The 20,329-nt window shown below is 59.2% G+C and carries 18 protein-coding genes; 14 read left to right on the forward strand and 4 right to left on the reverse strand.

Features of this window, described 5'->3' with window-relative positions:
* Positions 1 to 385 precede the first annotated feature (385 nt).
* The 14 genes from ACGS9J_RS00260 (at position 386) to ACGS9J_RS00325 (ending at position 15,734) form a co-directional block, all read left to right on the forward strand.
* A complete protein-coding gene (locus ACGS9J_RS00260) occupies positions 386 to 1,624 on the forward strand; it encodes an SfnB family sulfur acquisition oxidoreductase (protein ID WP_442229117.1) in 1,239 nt (412 codons plus the stop codon).
* A gap of 11 nt (positions 1,625 to 1,635) precedes the next feature.
* Positions 1,636 to 2,841, forward strand: a complete 1,206-nt coding sequence (locus ACGS9J_RS00265; protein WP_442229118.1) for an SfnB family sulfur acquisition oxidoreductase — start codon at positions 1,636 to 1,638, stop codon at positions 2,839 to 2,841.
* Positions 2,841 to 4,211, forward strand: coding sequence for an LLM class flavin-dependent oxidoreductase (locus ACGS9J_RS00270; RefSeq protein WP_442229119.1), 1,371 nt, complete (start codon positions 2,841 to 2,843; stop codon positions 4,209 to 4,211). Before ACGS9J_RS00265 ends, ACGS9J_RS00270 begins: the two co-directional genes overlap by 1 nt.
* A gap of 33 nt (positions 4,212 to 4,244) precedes the next feature.
* Positions 4,245 to 5,057, forward strand: coding sequence for a MetQ/NlpA family ABC transporter substrate-binding protein (locus ACGS9J_RS00275; protein WP_442229120.1), 813 nt, complete (start codon positions 4,245 to 4,247; stop codon positions 5,055 to 5,057).
* 3 nt (positions 5,058 to 5,060) lie between these two features.
* Positions 5,061 to 6,152, forward strand: coding sequence for a methionine ABC transporter ATP-binding protein (locus tag ACGS9J_RS00280; RefSeq protein WP_442229121.1), 1,092 nt, complete (start codon positions 5,061 to 5,063; stop codon positions 6,150 to 6,152).
* Complete coding sequence (locus tag ACGS9J_RS00285; protein WP_261463506.1) at positions 6,136 to 6,789, forward strand: methionine ABC transporter permease; 654 nt, start codon at positions 6,136 to 6,138, stop codon at positions 6,787 to 6,789. Before ACGS9J_RS00280 ends, ACGS9J_RS00285 begins: the two co-directional genes overlap by 17 nt.
* A gap of 26 nt (positions 6,790 to 6,815) precedes the next feature.
* The gene (locus ACGS9J_RS00290) at positions 6,816 to 7,766 is read left to right on the forward strand and encodes a sulfonate ABC transporter substrate-binding protein (RefSeq protein WP_442229949.1); all 951 of its coding nucleotides are present in this window, start codon (positions 6,816 to 6,818) and stop codon (positions 7,764 to 7,766) included.
* A 448-nt stretch (positions 7,767 to 8,214) separates the two neighbouring features.
* Positions 8,215 to 9,165 (forward strand): 2-hydroxyacid dehydrogenase, encoded by a 951-nt coding sequence (locus ACGS9J_RS00295; protein ID WP_442229122.1) that lies wholly within the window; start codon positions 8,215 to 8,217, stop codon positions 9,163 to 9,165.
* 91 nt (positions 9,166 to 9,256) lie between these two features.
* On the forward strand, positions 9,257 to 10,564 hold the full coding sequence (locus tag ACGS9J_RS00300; protein WP_442229123.1) for an MFS transporter: 1,308 nt from the start codon (positions 9,257 to 9,259) through the stop codon (positions 10,562 to 10,564).
* Positions 10,565 to 10,652: 88 nt separating this feature from the next.
* On the forward strand, positions 10,653 to 11,387 hold the full coding sequence (locus ACGS9J_RS00305) for a MurR/RpiR family transcriptional regulator (RefSeq protein ID WP_442229124.1): 735 nt from the start codon (positions 10,653 to 10,655) through the stop codon (positions 11,385 to 11,387).
* A gap of 136 nt (positions 11,388 to 11,523) precedes the next feature.
* Positions 11,524 to 12,960 (forward strand): 6-phospho-beta-glucosidase, encoded by a 1,437-nt coding sequence (locus ACGS9J_RS00310; RefSeq protein WP_442229125.1) that lies wholly within the window; start codon positions 11,524 to 11,526, stop codon positions 12,958 to 12,960.
* A 390-nt stretch (positions 12,961 to 13,350) separates the two neighbouring features.
* Positions 13,351 to 14,079 carry a protocatechuate 3,4-dioxygenase subunit beta gene (gene pcaH, locus ACGS9J_RS00315; RefSeq protein ID WP_442229126.1) on the forward strand — a complete coding sequence of 243 codons (729 nt, stop codon included), beginning with the start codon at positions 13,351 to 13,353 and terminating at the stop codon, positions 14,077 to 14,079.
* Positions 14,079 to 14,702, forward strand: coding sequence for a protocatechuate 3,4-dioxygenase subunit alpha (pcaG, locus tag ACGS9J_RS00320; RefSeq protein WP_442229950.1), 624 nt, complete (start codon positions 14,079 to 14,081; stop codon positions 14,700 to 14,702). Before pcaH ends, pcaG begins: the two co-directional genes overlap by 1 nt.
* 96 nt (positions 14,703 to 14,798) lie before the next feature.
* Complete coding sequence (locus ACGS9J_RS00325; protein WP_442229127.1) at positions 14,799 to 15,734, forward strand: LysR substrate-binding domain-containing protein; 936 nt, start codon at positions 14,799 to 14,801, stop codon at positions 15,732 to 15,734.
* Here ACGS9J_RS00325 and pcaC read toward each other — a convergent pair.
* From pcaC to ACGS9J_RS00345, 4 genes are all read right to left on the reverse strand, one after another.
* Complete coding sequence (pcaC, locus tag ACGS9J_RS00330) at positions 15,731 to 16,120, reverse strand: 4-carboxymuconolactone decarboxylase (protein WP_442229128.1); 390 nt, start codon at positions 16,118 to 16,120, stop codon at positions 15,731 to 15,733. The genes ACGS9J_RS00325 and pcaC overlap by 4 nt on opposite strands.
* The gene (locus tag ACGS9J_RS00335) at positions 16,113 to 17,477 is read right to left on the reverse strand and encodes a 3-carboxy-cis,cis-muconate cycloisomerase (protein ID WP_442229129.1); all 1,365 of its coding nucleotides are present in this window, start codon (positions 17,475 to 17,477) and stop codon (positions 16,113 to 16,115) included. The genes pcaC and ACGS9J_RS00335 overlap by 8 nt, the downstream gene beginning before the upstream one ends.
* Before the next feature lie 133 nt (positions 17,478 to 17,610).
* The gene (locus ACGS9J_RS00340) at positions 17,611 to 18,789 is read right to left on the reverse strand and encodes a 4-hydroxybenzoate 3-monooxygenase (RefSeq protein ID WP_442229130.1); all 1,179 of its coding nucleotides are present in this window, start codon (positions 18,787 to 18,789) and stop codon (positions 17,611 to 17,613) included.
* A gap of 10 nt (positions 18,790 to 18,799) precedes the next feature.
* Entirely contained in the window at positions 18,800 to 20,155 is a 1,356-nt protein-coding gene (locus tag ACGS9J_RS00345) for an MFS transporter (RefSeq protein ID WP_442229131.1), read from the reverse strand.
* Positions 20,156 to 20,329 lie beyond the last annotated feature (174 nt).

Consider the following 20,329-nt stretch of genomic DNA (forward strand, 5'->3'; position numbering starts at 1 on the left):
TTTATATTTTGGAAAGTGATCCGCTATTAACCGGGGAAATATCAGCCGGCGTATATTTCGCCTCGGTAATTGCCGTTATTTTCGCTGGCTAACAGGCTACCCCGGGTTCCATAGCTGCTTATATTCTTCATGAGGGTCCAAAGGCCTTGCGCCGCCCAGCCGGCAAGGGCTGTCGCCCTGGAGTGGCGGCAAATTTCCTTAAGCTAATTAATCGCTAAGCAAGGCACTATTTATAATAAGCCACCGCTTTACACTTCCGCGCGCAAATTATTATTATCGAAACGTACCCCACCGCAGAACCGAGTTAAATTTTAATTATATTTCATAGCGCTACGCTCAATGCGGCGCGCTATTGACTGCTGTCTACCGTATTGAGGACATCGTTATGGTTGTTTCTGTTTCGCCTGCACCGGATGCGGCCACCGTTACCCCTGCCGATCAGCCGGTTCGCTACATCACGGACGATCGCCAGGCACTGGACGCGGCACGCCAGGTGGCCAGGGCTGCGGCCCCCCACGCCATGCTGCGTGACCGCCAACGGCAATACCCACGGCAAGAGCTGGCACTGTTTAGCCAGTCCGGCCTGGGGGGCATCTCTGTCCCGCGTCAATATGGCGGCCCAGGCTTGTCTTTTGCCACCGTGGCGGAAGTCTTTCGCCTGATCTCCGCCGTTGACCCGGCTCTGGGGCAAATTCCGCAAAACCATTTCGGCCTGATCCAACTGCTGCGTGATGCCGCCGGCGAATCACAGAAACAGCGCATTTTCAGCGAGGTGCTGGCCGGCCGACGCATCGGTAACGGTGGCCCGGAGAAAAACAGCAAACACACGCTGGATACGCACACCCGTCTGCAACAAACCCCCGACGGCCTGCGCCTGAATGGCGACAAGTTTTACTCTACCGGCGCGCTGTTCGCGCAGATCGTCGCCGTTAAGGCGCTCGACGATCGGCAACAGCCGGTACTGACACTGCTTGCAAGCCCAACGACCGGCCTGGAGATTGTCGACGATTGGTCCGGCATGGGGCAACGCACCACGGCCAGCGGCACCCTAAGATTGCGTGACGTGGCGGTCGATCCCGACAATGTGATCCCACTGCTGCCGCTGACGGAAAAACCCACTATTCAGGGGGCGGTCTCGCAGCTGATTCAGGCGGCTATCGATGCCGGTATTGCCCAGGGCGCACTGGATGAAGCCGCACAGTTTATTCGCGAGCGCTCTCGTCCCTGGGTGGATGCCGGTGTCGAACGCAACGCCGACGATCCCTACATTCTGGCCGACGTCGGTCGGCTTAGCGTCGAACTGTGTGCGGCAAATGCCCTGCTGCGCCGGGCGGCACGCACCTTGGATGATGTCGACAGCCAACCGATCACCGCCGAAAGCGCGGCAGCGGCGTCGATCGCGGTGGCAGAAGCCAAGGTGCTGACCACCGAGGTGGCGCTGCTGGCCAGTGAAAAACTGTTCGAGTGGTCCGGCAGCCGCGCCACGCTGGCAGAGCATGGCCTCGACCGCCACTGGCGCAATGCCCGCACCCACACCCTGCACGATCCGGTGCGTTGGAAATACCACGCCATTGGCGATTACTACCTCAACGGCCGTTTTCCGGCACGCCACTCGTGGATTTAAAGGAACCGACCATGACAACCCAAACCGCCCCTCAACGGGCAGCGCAATACATTACCGATGCCGGGCAGGCGCTGGAAACCGCCCACCGGCTGGCGGCGCGGTTCAGCCCCGGGGCTGCCGAACGTGACAGCCAACGACGGTTGCCGATTGCCGAGCTGGCTGAGCTGTTCGCTTCCGGCCTTGGCGCGATCACCGTTCCGCGTGAATTCGGCGGCCCGGCGCTGTCAAACCGCGTGCTGGCACAGGTCATCGCCATTCTCAGTCAGGCCGATGCCTCTATTGGTCAGGTGCCGCAAAATCACTACTACGCACTGGAAGTGTTGCGGGTCAACGGAGCACCGCACCAGCAGCAACGTTTGTATCGGGAAGTGCTGGCAGGGGGGCATTTCGGCAACGCACTGGCGGAATTCACCAGTAAGGCCGCCCACCACCGCAGCACCGCGTTATCGCGCCATGAAGGGCAATGGCGGCTGTCCGGCCAGAAATTCTACGCCACCGGCGCGCTGTACGCCGGACGCATCCCCACCGCCGCGTTAGGTGAGGACGGCAAAGAGCAATTGGTGTTTCTGCCGCGCAACACGCCCGGGCTGACCATTACCGACGACTGGTCGGGGTTTGGCCAACGCACCACCGGCAGTGGCAGCGTGGCGCTGGACCGGTGTCCGGTCGATGAGCAGGATATCGTGCCTTTCCAGACTGCATTTGAACGGCCAACGCCGGTTGGCCCGCTGGCGCAGATTATGCACGCCGCCATCGATCAGGGTATTGCCAAAGCGGCCTGGCAGGACATGTTGCAGTTTGTCCGCTCCAGCTCCCGTCCGTGGATTGACTCCGGTGTCGAGCGTGCCGCCGATGATCCGCTCACGCTGGATCGCATTGGCAAGATTTCCGCCCGTATCCAGGCCGGTGATGCATTACTGGAGGTGGCCGGTGAAGCCATCGACGCCGCCCAGCGCCACAGCGATGCGCAGTCGGTGGCGGAGGCCTCGGTTGAGGTCGCCAGAGCCCGCGCCTGGACTACCGAAGTCTCACTGGCCGCCGGCAATCTGCTGTTTGAACTGGCCGGCAGCCGCGCCACCCTGCAGGAATACAATCTTGACCGCCACTGGCGCAATGCCCGTACCCATACCCTGCACGATCCGGTGCGCTGGAAATACCCGGCGATCGGCAATTACGTGCTGAACGGGGTGTTGCCACCGCGTCGGGGGACAGTGTAATGAGCGCCGTTGCCAAAGAAGTTTTGCTGAACGCCTTCAACATGAACTGCGTCGGCCACATTCATCACGGCATGTGGACCCATCCGCAGGACCGTTCCACCGAGTTCAACCAACTGGGCTACTGGACCGAACTGGCACAGCTGCTGGAGCGCGGCCTGTTCGACGGGCTGTTTATCGCCGATATTCTCGGCGTTTACGATGTCTATCAGCAGAACATCGCCCTGACCGCGCGCGAGTCGATACAGCTGCCGGTCAACGATCCGCTGCTGCTGGTGTCGGCCATGGCGGCGGTCACTGACCATCTGGGGTTTGGCATCACCGCCAACCTGAGCTATGAGGCCCCCTATCCCTTTGCCCGGCGGCTGTCGACGCTGGATCATCTGACCCAGGGCCGCATTGGCTGGAATATCGTCACCGGTTATCTCGACAGCGCCGCGCGCGCCATGGGCCTGACCGAGCAGGTGAATCACGATCGCCGCTATGATCAGGCCGATGAGTTCCTCGACGTGGCCTATCAACTGTGGGAAGGCAGTTGGGAAGACGGCGCGGTGCTGGCTGACCGTCAGCGGCGAATTTATGCCGATGCGCAGAAGATCCACAAGGTGATCCATCGGGGAGAATTCTATCAGGTCGAGGGGTATCACCTGTCGTCACCTTCACCGCAGCGCACCCCACTGCTGTTCCAGGCGGGCAGCTCGGGGCGTGGCATCCAGTTCGCCGCCCGTCATGCGGAATGTACCTTCGTTAATCACGCCACACCCGCGGTGATGAAAGCTCAGGTCGACAAACTGCGCAGTGCCGCGGTCGCCGCCGGACGTCAGCGCCAGGATTTGAAAGTGTTTATGGGGGTCGGCGTTATCGTCGCGCCCACAGCCGCAGAAGCGCAGGATAAATACCGTGAATATCTGCGCTATGCCAGCCCGGAAGCCGGCCTGGCGCATTTCTCCAGCTCGACCGGCATCGACCTTTCGCGCTTCGGGCTGGACGACCCGATCCACACCGGGCCGACCCAGGCCATTCAGTCGGTAAGCCAAACCTACAGCGGCTGGACCCGCCGCCAACTGCTGGATCAGCACGCCATGGGCGGGCGCTATCCTCTGGTGGTCGGCGATCCGCAACAGGTGGCCGATGCCTTGTTGCAGTGGGTTGATCAGGGCGATATCGACGGTTTTAACCTGACGCGCATCGTTAACCCCGGCAGCTACCGCGACTTTATCGATCTGGTGGTGCCGGAACTGCAATCACGTGGCCGTTACAAGACCGCGTACCGTACCGGCAGCCTGCGGCAAAAACTGTTTCAGCAACAAGACCGGTTACCCCCGAGTCATCCGGCAGCCGGCTGGCGTGCGGGCGCGCCAGTCGCGATTTGAACCACTGACTTTTTCTTTTAAAGGGACAACACCATGACCATACCCAATCTGGCATTAAAAATACTGATCCCGGCGCTGCTGGCCTTTTCCGGCACGGTGGCGGCGGCCAATGACTACAGCGGCGCGTTGAAGGTCGGTACCACCGCCGCCTTCGCTCCGCCGCTTGAGGTGGCGGCGCAAGAAGCGCGCAAACAAGGATTGAAGGTGGATATTATCGAATTCAGCGACTGGACGGCCCCTAACGTCAGCCTGGAAAACGGCGATATCGACGTCAACCTGTTCCAGCATCTGCCGTTCCTGCACAACGCCAATAAAGAAGGCAATTTCCACCTGGTGGCCTATGCCCCGGCGATCATCAATAACGTCGGGCTGTACTCTAAAAAGCACAAGAGCATTGCCGAACTGCCGGACGGCGCCAGCGTGGCGATTGCCAATGATGTGATTAACGGCGGACGCGGTTTGCTGCTGTTGCAAAAGGCCGGGCTGATCAAGCTGAAAGCCGGTGCCGGTATTCAGGCGACTCAGGCCGATATCGTCAGCAATCCCAAACACATCAAGATTATCGAGGTAGAAGCGGTGCAACTGGCGCGCACCCTGGAAGAAGTGGATCTGGCGCAGGGCTATCCGCACTACCTGCGGCTGTCCGGCACCGTCGATCCCAACAGCGCCCTGCTGTTCGACGGCCTGGAGAACCCGGAGTACGTGATCCAGTTCGTGATCCGCGACGGTCATCAGGACGATCCGCGCTTGCGCCAGTTTGTCGACGTTTACCAGCATTCGCCGGTGGTTCGCGCCAAGTTGGACAGTTTCTACGGCAAGCTGTACCAGCCAGGCTGGAGTCAATAAGCGATGTCCAGTTTGGTGTTGCCTAACCCAGGCGAGCTGGTCGCCGATCAACCGGTTCACCGCCACGATGACACCCACCTGCGCTTTACCCGGCTCAGCAAGCGTTATCCTGGACAGCTGACCGACGCGCTGAAGGAAATTGACCTCAGCATTCGCCGAGGGGAAATCTTCGGCATCATCGGCCGCAGCGGTGCGGGGAAATCCTCGCTGATCCGTACCATCAATCGGCTGGAGCGCCCCAGCGGCGGTAGCGTGGAGGTCGATGGCGTCGATATCGACCGTCTGAACGAAGATCAACTGGTGGCCTACCGGCGGCGCACCGGCATGATTTTCCAGCACTTCAACCTGCTGTCGGCCAAAACCGTTCGCCAGAACATCGAGTTGCCGCTGCGGGTGGCGGGCGTGCCGATCGCGGAGCGGCGCAGCCGGGTGGATGCGCTGCTGGCGTTGGTGGGGTTGTGCGACTACCCGGACGCCTACCCGGCACAGCTTTCCGGCGGACAAAAACAGCGGGTCGGCATCGCCAGAGCGCTGGTACACAACCCTGAATTGCTGCTGTGTGACGAAGCCACCTCGGCGCTCGATCCGGAAACCACCCGCGCCATTCTGGCGTTGCTGCAACGCATCAACCGCGAGTTCAACATCACCATCGTGCTGATTACCCATGAAATGGAGGTGATCCACGATATTTGCCACCGGGTCGCCGTGCTGGAGCGCGGTGAAATTATCGAATACGGCCCGGTATGGCAGGTGTACAGCAACCCGCAACAGGAAACGACGCGTATCCTGCTGACCCCGGCGCACGACAGCCTGCCGGAGAACCTGGCCGGTCGAATTACCGCCACGCCGACGACGCCGGACTCGCCCCGGTTAATCCGGTTACGTTATCGCGGCCAGGGGGCTTCGCTGGAACTCAACCAGGTGCTGGCGGCCTTTCAGGGCAACGTCACCTTGGTGGAGAGCGCCATTGAACATATTCAGGGGCACGCCATCGGGTATCTGTTGTTGAGCGTGACACCGTCACACCTTGAGCAAGTTATTCCGCAGACGCTGGCCGACAGCGTGGAGGTACTGGGCTATGTCGCTGTTGCTTGACCGGCTGTGGGCCGGATTTCTCGATACGCTGCTGATGGTGGGGGTTTCTTCCCTGCTGGCATTGGCGTTGGGGTTGCCGCTGGCGATTGTACTGGTGGTCAGCGAGCGCGGTGGGCTCTACGAGCAGGTTGGCGTTCAGCGGGTGCTCGGGTGGCTGGTGAACCTGTTCCGTTCGATCCCCTTTCTGATCCTGATGGTCGCACTGATCCCGTTCACCCGCATGCTGGTCGGCACTTCTTATGGCGTGTGGGCCGCCGTGGTGCCACTGACGGTCGCCGCCATGCCGTTCTTTGCGCGTATCGCCGAAGTCAGCCTGCGGGAAGTGGATCACGGGCTGGTCGAAGCGGCGCAGGCCATGGGGTGTCGCCGTGGGCATATCATCCGCCACGTGCTGCTGCCGGAAGCCATGCCCGGCATCGTCAGCGGTTTTACCATTACCCTGGTCACCATGATCAACGCCTCCGCGATGGCCGGGGCCATCGGTGCCGGTGGCCTGGGGGATTTGGCTTACCGCTATGGCTATCAGCGTTTCGACACGCAGGTGATGCTCACCGTCATCGTGGTGTTGGTGGCGCTGGTCACCCTGCTGCAATTTTTTGGCGATCGGCTGTCACGCCGACTCAACCACCGACAATAACCCCTTTATTTTATTGGACCTTGATGATGAAAAAATGGAAAGCCGCTTTGATTGCCAGCTCGCTGCTGTTGGGCAGCGCCGGCCTGTCGAGCGCCTCGGCACAGGAAACACCGCAGCAAATCACCATTGGTTATCAGAAAGCCAATATTTTCGCCCTGCTGAAATACCGGGGCACGCTGGAGAAGGCACTGGCGCCACAGGGCATCAAGCTGCGATGGATTGAGTTCCCCGCCGGGCCGCAAATGCTGGAAGGTCTGAACGTCGGCAGCATTGATCTGGCGGCGACCGGCGATGCGCCGCCGGCTTTCGCTCAGGCGGCCAAGGCCGACCTGATCTACCTGGGGCATTCGCCGGCCAGCCCGAAAACCGAAGCCATTGTGGTCGCGCAGGATTCACCGATCAAAACCGTAGCCGACCTCAAAGGCAAACGGGTGGCGCTGAACAAAGGCTCCGACGTCAACTATCTGCTGGTCAGCGCGCTGGAACAGGCCGGGTTGAGCTATAAAGATGTTACGCCGGTGTATCTGCCGCCAAGCGACGCCCGTGCCGCCTTCCAACGCGGCAGCGTCGACGCCTGGGTGATTTGGGATCCTTACTACGCCGAAGTGCAAACCCATGCCAATGCCCGTCTGCTCAAGGACGCCCAAGGCCTGGTGCCGCATTACACCTTCTATCTCGCCAGTCGCCACTTTGCCGAAACCTACCCGGACAGCGCCAAATTGGTGATTGAACAGTTGGCGGAACTGAGCGCCTGGGCCAACGCGCATCAGGACGAAGCGGCGAAAATCCTGGCGCAAAGCACCGGGCTGGAACAGGCGATCTGGGCCAAAGCCCTGGCGCGCATGCCTTTTGGCAGCCAGCGCATGACGCCGGAAGTGTTGGCCGAGCAGCAGAAGCTGGCCGATAAGTTTACCGCGATCGGCCTGCTGCCGATCAAAGTGGATGTCAGCGCCGCGCGCTGGTCCGAGGATAAGTAAGTGACTGATTATTTATCTATTAATTCGACTAGCAAAGCCATATTCGGCATTTAACACCCAGGAACATTTTGATTATGATCCTCACCAGTCTCTGAGGTTGGTTTCAGGGCCTGTCTACCGGAATTTTTGTCCTTGTTTTGTTCGTTGTGAACGCCTGGCCGCATCTCTGTGCGGCTTTTCTTTTTGCGCTACCCCCGCAGGTGTTACGCGCCCATGTTACCCATGCGTTAAATTGTCACTGTCGGCGCAACTGCCCCAATTTTTCCCGGCTGCACCGGAGTTTTTGCCGCTAATCCCCCGCAACAACAGCCCTTTTCCCTCCGTCGATCACATTACCGGTAACACCTTTTTTTAACATCCTTCAGCGTGATATCTGTCGCAAAACCGCCTGCCGAAAACCGCTTTTATAGCATTAACGAAGCAACGCTAATTTTATACAGGTGAAACCATGACGACCTCTACGCCCAATGAAGTGCTGTTAATTGCCCCAGTGATGGAAAACCTGCTGGCCCGCCTTGAGGCTGACTTTGTGGTCCACCGGCTGTATGAGCAGGCCGATCCGGTCGCCTTTCTGGCCGACAAGGGCGACGCCCTGCGGGCGGTCGTCACCCGCGGCGATATCGGCGTCGCCACGCCGGTGCTGGAACAATTGCCCCATGTGGGGCTGATTGCGGTGTTCGGCGTAGGCACCGATGCCATTGACCTGAACTACACCCGCCAGCACGGCATTGCGGTCACCATCACCTCGGGGGCCCTGACGGAAGACGTGGCGGATATGGCGCTGGGGCTGCTGCTGGCCACCGCGCGCCAGCTGTGCCACAACGATCGTTTTGTCCGTGAAGGCCGCTGGCTGCAGCAAGCGCCGGGCCTGTCGGTGCAGGTCAGCGGCAAGCGTCTGGGGATTTTCGGCATGGGTAACATCGGCCGCGCCATCGCCCAGCGCGCCGCCGGTTTCAACATGCGCATTCAATACGCCAGCCGCACGCAGGACAGTTCGCTGCCCTACACCTATTTCCCGGACCTGTCGGCATTGGCGCGGGAAAGCGACTTCCTGATCATTGCCATTTCCGGCGGCAAAGACAGCGCCGGTCTGGTGGACAAGGCGGTGTTCGACGCCCTGCCGTCGCACGCGCTGGTGATTAACATTGCTCGCGGCAGCATCGTCAACGAACCCGACCTGATTGCCGCCCTGCAAAACGGGGCCATCGCCGGTGCCGGGCTGGACGTTTACGCCCACGAGCCGCAGGTGCCTGCTGAACTGATCGCCATGGAGAACGTGGTGCTGCAACCGCATATCGCCAGCGCCACCCAGGAAACCCGGCAAAAAATGAGCGACATCGTGTTTACCAACGTCGAAGCCTTTTTTAACCAGGCACCCTTGCCTCACGCCATCGAATAATTAACGCGTTTTCTTTTCGCTTTTATACCCGCTGAATCACAGGACCTCTTTATCGAGAGGTTCTCCCTGCGCCCTATAAAGAGAGATCGCCATGGATAATAAAATACCCAACACCCGCTGGCTGCGGGTTATTGCCCCGATCCTGATCGCCTGCATTATTTCCTTTATGGACCGGGTTAATATCAGTTTCGCGCTGCCCGGCGGTATGGAAAGCGATTTGGGCATTACCAGTCAGATGGCCGGACTGGCCAGCGGCATCTTCTTTATCGGTTATCTGTTTTTGCAGGTTCCCGGCGGGCGCATTGCGGTCAACGGCAGCGGCAAACGCTTTATCGCCTGGTCTTTGTGCGCCTGGGCAGTCGTTTCGGTGGCGACCGGCTTTGTCACCAATCACTACCAACTGCTGGTGTTGCGCTTCGTATTGGGCATCTCCGAAGGCGGCATGTTACCGGTGGTGCTGACCATGATCAGCAACTGGTTCCCGGAGAAAGAACTGGGCCGCGCCAACGCCTTTGTCATGATGTTCGCCCCTTTGGGGGGCATGCTTACCGCACCGATTTCCGGCGCCATCATTAACCAGTTCGACTGGCGCTGGCTGTTTATCATCGAAGGGCTGCTGTCGTTGGTGGTCTTGGCCATTTGGTGGCTGTTGATCAGCGATCGCCCACAGGAAGCTCGTTGGCTGCCGGCCCGTGAACGCGAGTATCTGATCGCCGAACTGACGCGTGAACGGCAAGCACGCAGCAAAATGCAGCCGGTCAGCAAAGCGCCGCTGAAAGACGTGTTCCGCAACAAGGGGCTGATGAAACTGGTGCTGCTGAACTTCTTCTACCAAACCGGCGACTATGGCTACACCCTGTGGCTGCCTACCATTTTGAAAAACCTCACCGGCGGCAATATGGCCTCGGTGGGCTTCCTGGCGATCTTGCCGTTCGTCGCCACCCTGCTGGGGATTTACCTGATTTCGGTGCTGACCGACAAAACCGGCAAGCGCCGCCTGTGGGTAATGGTGTCCCTGTTCTGCTTCGCCGCGGCACTGTTGGCTTCGGTGGTGCTGCGCCATAACGTGGTGGCGGCCTACATTGCGTTGGTGGTGTGTGGCTTCTTCCTGAAAGCGGCGACCAGCCCGTTCTGGTCGATGCCGGGGCGCATCGCCTCGGCGGAGGTTGCCGGTGGGGCCCGCGGCGTGATTAACGGTCTGGGCAACCTGGGCGGTTTCTGCGGGCCTTATCTGGTGGGCGTGATGATCTATCTGTACGGCCAGAACGTGGCGGTATGCGGGTTGGCGGTGTCGCTGATCATCGCCGGGATCATCGCCTGGCGCTTACCGAAGGAGTGCGACCTCACCGGCAGCGAACCGACGCACGACAAGCTGCTGGACAGCGCCAAACGCGCCTGAATAACAACGAAAACCACGAGCGGGCTACGGCAAAATTTGCTATGTTAGCCCGCTGATTAAGGTCTGTTGTTACTCGCCGGATAGGTCTATGTTTACCCATAAAGCAATCGCCGAACTCAATACGCTGGAATTGATGGTTTATAATTACATCATCAAAAACAAGAACCCGGTGATGTATATGACCATCCGCGAACTGGCCGAAGCCGCCGGGGTCTCCACCACCACCGTACTGCGCTTTTGCAAGAAAATGGGCTGCGACGGTTATTCCGAATTCCGCATCCGTTTTAAGCTGTATCTTGAGCAGACCGAAGCGCCACCGGTGGATTTCGGCACCAGCGAAATCATCAGTTTCTTTAAAAGCATCAACAACGACGAATTTAATCAACTGATAGACCAGGCGGTGCAGCATATTGCAGCCGCCGAACGTATTATTTTCGTCGGCGTAAGCACCTCGGGCGCTTTGGGTAAATATGGCGCCCGCTTCTTTTCCAACGTCGGGAAATTCAGCACCCACATTGACGATCCTTATTACCCGATCAATAGCGACATGTATAAAAGCGCGGTCGCGATAATGCTTTCCGTGTCCGGCGAGACCGAAGAAATCCTGCGTCTGGCCAGCCAGTTCAGCCTGCACCACTGCAAAATCGTCAGCATCACCAACAACGAAACCTCGTCGCTGGCGCGCATGGCGGACTTCAACCTTTCCTATCACGTTCCCCCGCAGCTGATCGCCGGGCAACATAATATCACCACCCAAATCCCGGTAATTTACATTATTGAAACCATCGGCAAACGGTTGGGGCATATTAATTCCGCAAAATAAAACAGCCTGTTTTTTTAATGTGACACGTCACCTGCGCGGTGATTTGTTATATCGTGACATTCAATTCCAGCTTGCTACTATATTCTCATTCCGGAAGTTCGGTGTTTTCCAATAATAACCCGATGAGAAACCTACGATGAAACAGCAACAGTTACCGAAAGATTTTCTGTGGGGTGGCGCCGTGGCGGCGCACCAGGTTGAAGGCGGTTGGGATCAGGGCGGCAAAGGCCCAAGCATTGCCGACGTTCTGTCGGGCGGCTCTCACGGCGTGGATCGCGTCATGACCGACGGCGTGCAGGAAGGCTATCGTTACCCTAACCACGAGGCGGTGGATTTTTACGGCCGCTACAAGCAGGACGTGGCGTTGTTCGCCGAGATGGGCTTTAAATGTTTCCGTACCTCGATTGCCTGGACGCGTATTTTCCCCAACGGTGACGAACAGGAGCCGAACGAAGCCGGCCTGCAATTTTACGACGATCTGTTTGATGAGCTGCTGAAATACAATATCCAGCCGGTGATCACCCTGTCCCACTTTGAAATGCCTTACCACCTGGTGAAGGAGTATGGCGGCTGGAAAAACCGTCAGGTGGTCGATTTCTTCGTGCGCTTCAGCGAAGTGGTGCTGCGTCGTTATCAGCACAAAGTGAAATACTGGATGACCTTTAACGAGATCAACAACCAGAGCAACTACCAGTATCCGCTGTTTGGTTATTGCTGTTCCGGCGTGGTGTATACCCAGGAAGAGAACCCGGAGCAGACGTTGTATCAAGTCTTGCACCATCAGTTTGTCGCCAGCGCCCAGGTGGTGAAGCTCGGTCACCAGATTAACCCGGAATTCAAAATCGGCTGCATGCTGGCCTGCGTCCCCTTCTACCCGTTCTCCTGCAAGCCGGACGACGTGATGTACAGCGTCGAAGCCATGCACTCGCGCTACCTGTACACCGACGTGCAGGTGCGCGGCTACTATCCTTCGTACCTGCTGCGCGAGTGGGAGCGCAAAGGCTTCCAGATTGAGATGCAACCGCAGGATGAGCAAACCCTGCGTGAAGGCTGCGCGGATTACATCGGTTTCAGCTATTACATGAGCCATGCCCTGCAGGCCGATGCGGTGAGCAGCGACAACGAGATGTTCAGCTTCCCCGGCAACGTGCCGAACCCTTATGTCAAAGCCTCCGATTGGGGCTGGCAGATTGACCCGGTTGGGCTGCGTTACTCGCTGAACGTGCTGTATGAGCGCTACCAGAAACCGCTGTTTATCGTCGAGAACGGCTTCGGTGCCTTCGATACCGTCGAGGCTGACGGCCAGATTAACGATGACTACCGCATCGACTACCTGCGCGCACACATCGAACAGATGAAAAAAGCGGTGATCGAAGACGGCGTGGATCTGATGGGTTACACCCCATGGGGCTGCATCGACTGCGTGTCCTTCACCACCGGCGAGTACAGCAAGCGCTACGGCTTTATCCACGTCGACAAACACGACGACGGCACCGGCACCCTCGAACGCTCGCGTAAAAAGAGCTTCGATTGGTACCGCACCGTGATCGCCAGCAACGGCGAACAGCTTTAATTTATGAGGGCGGACTTACCCTAATGCTTTTCAATTAAGGCGATATTGTCCCCTCTCCTTTGGGAGAGGATTAGGGTGAGGGGATATATACCAACGCAAAAGCCCCCTCACCCCGGCCCTCTCCCTCTGGAGAGGGGGACGCCCACTTAAACAACGTCGTACATTCTTATTCAGAACTTTGCTTAACTGACCGGCATTACGAACTTACCGCCCTTTTTTACGCCCACCACATAACCTCAGGTTATGTAAAGCACCGCTAAATTTCACTTTATTGTAACACTCTGGCTTGCGAGACTCAGACTGGGGAAAGGTACTCACGCCCCTTCGCGCTGACAAAACAACAAAACAGATCAGCCCTCTGCACCCTGCCTACGCCATGAGGATTTCCGCATGAGCCAGATTAACGAACTCTATCACCGTAACTATGACCTGCACCCGCCGGTACTGGTGCCGGAATACAAAACCAGCGTGTTACGCTCGCCGAAAAACGCGTTGATATCCCTGCAAAATTCACTGTCGGAGATCACCGGCCCGGTGTTCGGCCAGCATGAACTCGGCCGGCTGGATAACGACCTGATCCTCAATTACGCCAAACAGGGCTTGCCGATCGGCGAACGGATTATCGTGCACGGCTATGTGCGCGACGAAAATGGCCTGCCGATGCGCAATGCGCTGGTTGAAGTGTGGCAGGCCAACGCCGGTGGGCGTTATCGCCACAAGAAAGACCAGTATCTGGCACCGATCGATCCCAACTTCGGCGGCTGCGGCCGGGTGTTGACCGACGATAACGGCTATTACTTTTTCCGCACCATCAAACCCGGCCCCTATCCCTGGCGCAACCGGGTCAACGACTGGCGCCCGGCTCATATTCATTTCTCGCTGTCCGGCGACGCCTTCGCCCAGCGCCTAATCACCCAGATGTACTTCGAAGGCGATCCGCTGATTGCCAGTTGCCCGATCGTACGTGCCATCAAAAATGACGATGCGGTACGCACACTGATCGCCGGACTGGACAAAACCGCCTCGGTCCAACTGGACAGCCTGGCCTACCGTTTCGATCTGGTGCTGCGCGGCCACCGCGCCACCTTGTTTGAAAACCGTCTACAGGGGAAAGCATGATGCCATTACAGTATCTTCCGGAAACGCCGTCGCAAACCGCCGGACCCTATGTGCACATCGGCCTCGCGCCCCTGGCGGCCGGCTTCGAGATCTTCGAAAACAACTTCGGCCACGTGTTGACCCAGCCGGAGACCCAGGGCCAGCGCATCACCGTGGAAGGCCGGGTGTTCGACGGCAGCGGTACCCCGATCCGCGACGTGCTGCTGGAAATCTGGCAGGCCAATACCCATGGCCGCTATAACCACCCGGGCGATCTGCAACAGCACAAACCGCTCGATGCCGCATTCCGTGGCTGGGGGCGCAGCTGTTCCGACTTCGACACCGGGCTCTACCGCTTTGAAACCATCAAACCGGGTGCCGTTTGTGGCCGTGACGGGCGAATGATGGCCCCGCACATTAACCTGTGGATCGTCGCACGCGGCATCAATATTGGGTTGCATACCCGGCTGTATTTCGCCGATGAGGATGCGGCCAACCAGCAGGATCCGGTGCTCAATCTGATCGAACTGGAAGTACGGCGTAAAACGTTAATTGCCCAGCCGGAAACGCGCGGCGAAGAACGGGTATACCGTTTTGACATTGTGATCCAGGGGGAAGGCGAAACGGTATTTTTCGACCTTTAGCCCTCGCCGGGACGCGGCCGTAAAATTTTGCACGTCAGGACAAATATACGGCCGCCGTCACTTGTTACCGGTGGGGAAAACTTCCTACACTGAGGTATGAAAAAAGCCAATTTATTTATTCAACGCATGCGCTTACGCCACATCAACGGTTTTGTCGCCGTCGCGCAAGAGCGTTCGCTAAGCCGCGCCGCCGAGAAACTGAGCCTCAGCCAACCGGCGCTGTCAAAGACGCTGACCGAACTGGAAGCCCTGACCGGCAACCGGCTGCTGGTGCGTCATCGCCAGGGCACGCTGCTGACCGATCAGGGTGAGCAATTTCTTGGCTATGCCACGCGGGTACTGGAGGCGTTAACCGCCGCCGGGCATGCGCTCGACCGGCTCGACGACGCCCCGGCACGGGTGTTGCGTATCGGCGCGCTGCCGACCACCGCGCTGGGCATGCTGCCGCAGTCCATCGGCCAGTACCAGCAGGCAAACCCGCATTCGCGAGTCCAGGTGATCACCGGGACCAATACCGAGCTGCTGGCTCAACTTAAGGCGGGCGAGATTGACGTGGCGATGGGTCGCATGGCCGACCCGGAAATGATGAGCGGACTGGCTTTTGAACTGCTGCTATTGGAGTCGTTGCTGATGGTGACTCGGCCGGGGCACCCGTTGCTAAGCGAAACCATCACCCTGGAGCGGGCGCTGAGTTATCCGGCCATTGTCTCGCCAAAGGGCACGGTACCGCGCCACAATACCGAGAACCTGCTGTCAACGCAGGGGTTCAGCCTGCCCAGCCAGTATATCGAAACGCTATCTGCCTCGTTGGCCCGTCAGATGACGCTGCAATTCGACTATCTGTGGTTTGTGCCGTCCAGCGCGGTGAAAGCCGATATCGCCACCGGCCAGTTGGTGCCCTTGCCGCTGCCTACCCAGGGGATGGAGGAAGCGGTGGGCCTTTTGACCCGCAATGACGGCCAATTGAGCGAGACGACGCTGGCGTTTATCGCGACGGTACGGGGGATCGCCGGGCCAACGCGATCGGCCTAGTCGGCCTGCGCATCCTGTTCGGCGAACACCTCCGCCGCCAGATGAAACGCCGAGTTTGCCGCCGGCAGGCCGCAGTACAGCGCGCTTTGCATCAGCACTTCTTTAATTTCCTCGCGAGTCACCCCGTTGTTGACCGCCGCTTTCAGGTGCATGCGCAATTCGGCCTCGCGGTTAAGGGCGATCAACATCGCAATGGTGATCAGGCTGCGGGTATGACGCGCCAACCCTGGCCGGGTCCAAATCTCCCCCCAGGCGTAACGGCTGATAAAATTCTGGAACTCTTCGTTTAATGGGGTGAGCTGGTTGAGACTGCGATCCACATGCGCATCCCCCAATACCGCCCTGCGAACCTCAATGCCCTGCTGATAACGTTGTTCATCATTCATGTCGATGGTTCTCTGAAGTGGATGCAGTCGCCCGTTGCAGCACCTGCTGGGTAAAATGTCGCGCACTGCCAAGGTACCGCTGCGGATCCAGCAGTTCGTTGAGCCGTTGTGCGGTGAAATGCGCCATGACAAGCGGGTCATCCAGCAACACCTCGTGCAACGTGAGGCCCTGCGCCAACGCCTGATGACACTGCTTTTCGATGTGCTGATGCGCCGGCTGACGGCCAATGGCTTCGCCCAAAGCCATTGTCACCGCTTCCGCCATGATCAGACCGTCAGTTAACTTCAGGTTATGCTGCATCCGTTGTGGGAACACCTGCAGCCCGGCGACCAAATCGCCGGTGGTGTGTAACGCACCCGCCGCCAGCATCACCAGCTCCGGCAAACTTTCCCACTCGGCATGCCAGCCGCCCAGACCGCGTTCGTGTTCTTGCACCATGGCGGCATACAGCCCGCCGACCAGCGCCGGTACCCGATTCGCCGCCGAGAGGATCACCGCACAGGCCACCGGATTGCGCTTGTGCGGCATCGTGGATGAGCCCCCGCGCCCCGCCGCCGTCGGCTCGGCCACTTCCGCCACTTCGGTTTGCGTCAGCAATGAGATATCGCGCGCCAATTTGCCCAGCGTGCCGGTTAAACCGGCGTACCAACCGGCGATCTCCAACAGGCGATCGCGCTGGCTGTGCCAGGGCGTCTGCGCCGCGGTCAGTTGCAAGCCGGCCGCCAGCGCGGTGACCAGCTCCGCGCCCCGCTCGCCCAATGACGCCAGCGTACCGGCGGCACCGCCCAACTGTAACGCCAACACCCGTGGCCGCATTTCATCCAGCCGTTGCCGATAGCGCAACAAGGCATCCAGCGTGCCCGCCAACTTTAAGCCGAGTGTGGTCGGCAGCGCATGCTGCATCCAGGTGCGCCCGACCAGCACGCAATCCTGATGACGCGTAATTTGCTGCACCAACGCCGCGATCAGCCGCTCCAGGTCGCTGTGCGTTAATGCCAGTGCGTGCCGCAGTTGCAGCACCAGGCCGGTATCCAGGGCATCCTGGCTGGTTGCCCCCCAATGCACGAAACGGGCGGCTTGCGCATCTTGCTGCGCCACCCGCGCCGTTAGCTGCTTCACCAGCGGGATCGCCAGATTACCGGCCTGCGCCGCGGCCTGCGCCAGATCCGCCGCATCGAATGCAGGATGGTGGCAAACAGCAGCGATCTGCTGGGCCGCCTCGCGGGGAATGATGCCCAGACCGGCTTGGGCCGTGGCCAATGCGGCTTCGAAATCCAGCATTCCCTGCAGCGTGGCGGCATCGCTAAAACAAGCGCTTACCGCTGAAGATCGCAGCAACGGCGTCAGTAACTCCATAGGTACTCCGGGCAAAGGACGATTTTCCCGATGATGGCGCGGCGCGGTCGGCAGCGTCAAGAGCGGTAAACGCTAGCTTGGGCGATTATCGAAACATTGGTCAATTTTGTTGAGTTTTGTGATGCCGGCCGACTTACATCATCTGAAATGGCGAGCCGACGTAGTTTTCCGCCAGCACCGTCATGGCGCTACGCGACTTTACGGTGTATTGCAGTTCCGACAACTGGAGCCGTTGCTGGAAGGCGCTGTCGTCCTGATGAGTGTGCAGCATATTGGTCATCCACCAGGAGAAATGCTCCGCGCGCCAGACGCGTTTCAACGCATCGTCGCTGTAGCTGTCCAGTCGCCGCCAACTTTGGTGCCGGTAAAACTCCTCCAGCGCCTGTGACAGCAGGCAGACGTCCGCCATCGCCAGGTTCAATCCTTTGGCCCCGGTCGGTGGCACGATATGCGCCGAATCCCCCGCCAGCAGCAGGCGTTTGCAACGCATCGGCTCGGTGACGAAGCTGCGCATGCCGACCACATTTTTCTGAAATATGCGGCCCTTTTTCAGTGACCAACCGTCATGATTCTCCAGCCGGCTTTCCAATTCGTTCCAGATACGGTCATCCGACCAATGGTCGACATTTTCCGCCGGATCACACTGGAAATACATTCGCTGCACGCCCGGCGAACGGGTGCTGATCAGCGCAAAGCCGCGTGGGTGGCGAGCGTAGATCAACTCGTCGCTGGACGGCGGCGCTTCCACCAAAATGCCGAACCAGCCGAAGGGATAAACCCGGGTATAATCCTGACGCAGCCCACCGGGCATCGCGGCCCGGCTGATACCGTGAAAGCCATCGCAGCCAATGACAAAATCACAGTCGAGCCGCCGTTGTTCGCCCTGGTGGCGGTAATGTACCTGCGGCCGTTCCCCGTCCAGCCCTTTCAGCGCTACTGCCTCGACGTCAAAATAGAGCTGGCCCTGCACCGCCTGCCGGGCGGCAATCATATCTTTCAATACCTCGTGCTGGGCGTAAACGGTGATCGCCCGGTCGGTCAGTTCAGTCAGGTCGATCCGATGCTGTTGGCCGCCAAATGCCAACCGGATGCCATGGTGTTGCGCCCCTTCTCTGCGCATGCGTTCGCCCAGCCCGGTCTGGTTGAGCAAATCTACGGTTCCCTGTTCGAGCACCCCGGCGCGAATGGTGGACTCTACCGCCTGCTGGCTGCGTGATTCCAGCACTACCGACTCGATACCCTGCAAATGCAGCAGGTGTGACAACATCAATCCGGCCGGGCCGGCGCCAATAATCGCTATTTGTGTCCGCATGGGTATCTCCTTATAAGGCTTTATTGAGTGAACCGGACAAGGCCGACGCCTTGGCGGCAAGGTGTTTGACCACCAACGCCAGCGCCGCCACCAGCGCGGGGATCGCCAGCAGGGTAAAAATGGTGCTGAACGACAGCTGCATTTGCATCAGCACCCCGCCGCTCATGGCCCCCAGGATGCCGCCGAAGCGCCCCAACCCCAGCATCCAGGCGACACCGGTCGCCCGCCCCTGAGTGGGATAGAAACCGGCGGCCAGCGCCGGCATGGAAGACTGTGCGCCGTTCATGCAGGTCCCGGCGATAAACACCGTCACCGCCATCAAGAGCGGGTCGCTGTAGACGTAGCCAATCGCGCAGACGAACACCCCCGTCAACAGATAACCCACCGCCACCACCTTGTGCGGGTTCATGCGGTCCATCAGCCAACCGATGATCAGCACGCCAATGCCGCCGCCCAAAGGGAACAGCGCAGTGATCAGCGAGGCCTGACGGATCGAAGCGCCGGTTTCACGGATCAACAGCGGCAGCCAACTGGTCAACAGATAGAAAATCATCAGCCCCATAAAGTAGGTCAGGCACAGCATCAGGGTGCCGAGCAGGTAGCGTGGGGAGAAAATCACCCCGAGCGCCGACTTGTTCTTCACCTGCCCCTCTTCGGTCAGGCTAAAGTGCAGCGGCTCGGCCAGGTCAAGCGGTGCAATGCGTTTAAGCACGGCGGCGATACGCCGTGCCGGATAACCGTGCACCACCATAAAACGGGCGGACTCGGGCAGTGCGATAATCAGCACCACCGCCAGCAGCAGTGGCATCACCCCGCCCAGCACCATCACGCTCTGCCAACCGAAATGCGGGATCAACCAGGCGGACACGAAACCGCCCATCGATGACCCCAGCGGAAAGCCGCAGAACATCAGGTTCACCAGCAGTGCGCGTTTGCGTTCCGGCGCATATTCCGACATCAGGGTGGCCGCGTTAGGCATCGCCGCCCCCAGCCCCAGACCGGTTAAGAAACGCAGCAGTGTCAGCATCGGCAAGCTGGTGGCAAAGGCCGTCAACAGGCTGAAGCCCCCAAACAGGATCAGCGACAGGACCAGCACCTTCTTGCGGCCAATGCGGTCCGCCAGCGGCCCGGCGGTTAACGCACCGACCGCCAGCCCAACCAGTGCGGCACTCATCACCGGCCCCAGCGAGGTCTTCTCAATCCCCCAGTCCTGGACCAGCGAAGTGGCGATAAACCCGATAATGGCGGTGTCGAAACCGTCCAGCGCCACGGTCAGAAAGCACAGCACCAGGATCAGCCACTGGTAGCGAGAAAAGGGTTTTTCATTGATAAACGACTGAATTTCTATGGTGTTTGGCTGGGACATAGAGCGCTTCCTAGGTTGGCCTGGCGAAATTAAACCCGGCGGGAACGGCCAGGCGGTCCCTGGCAAAGTCGCTAGTTGTGCGATTATCGAAACTTGGTTCGTTAATCGCCAGAATCATCAAAGCATCGCCGCCAATAAGTTTCAATATTGTTAAATTAATTAGCGTGCGATAAC

It is taken from the genome of Serratia quinivorans (genome assembly GCF_052113645.1).
Taxonomy (GTDB): domain Bacteria; phylum Pseudomonadota; class Gammaproteobacteria; order Enterobacterales; family Enterobacteriaceae; genus Serratia; species Serratia quinivorans_B.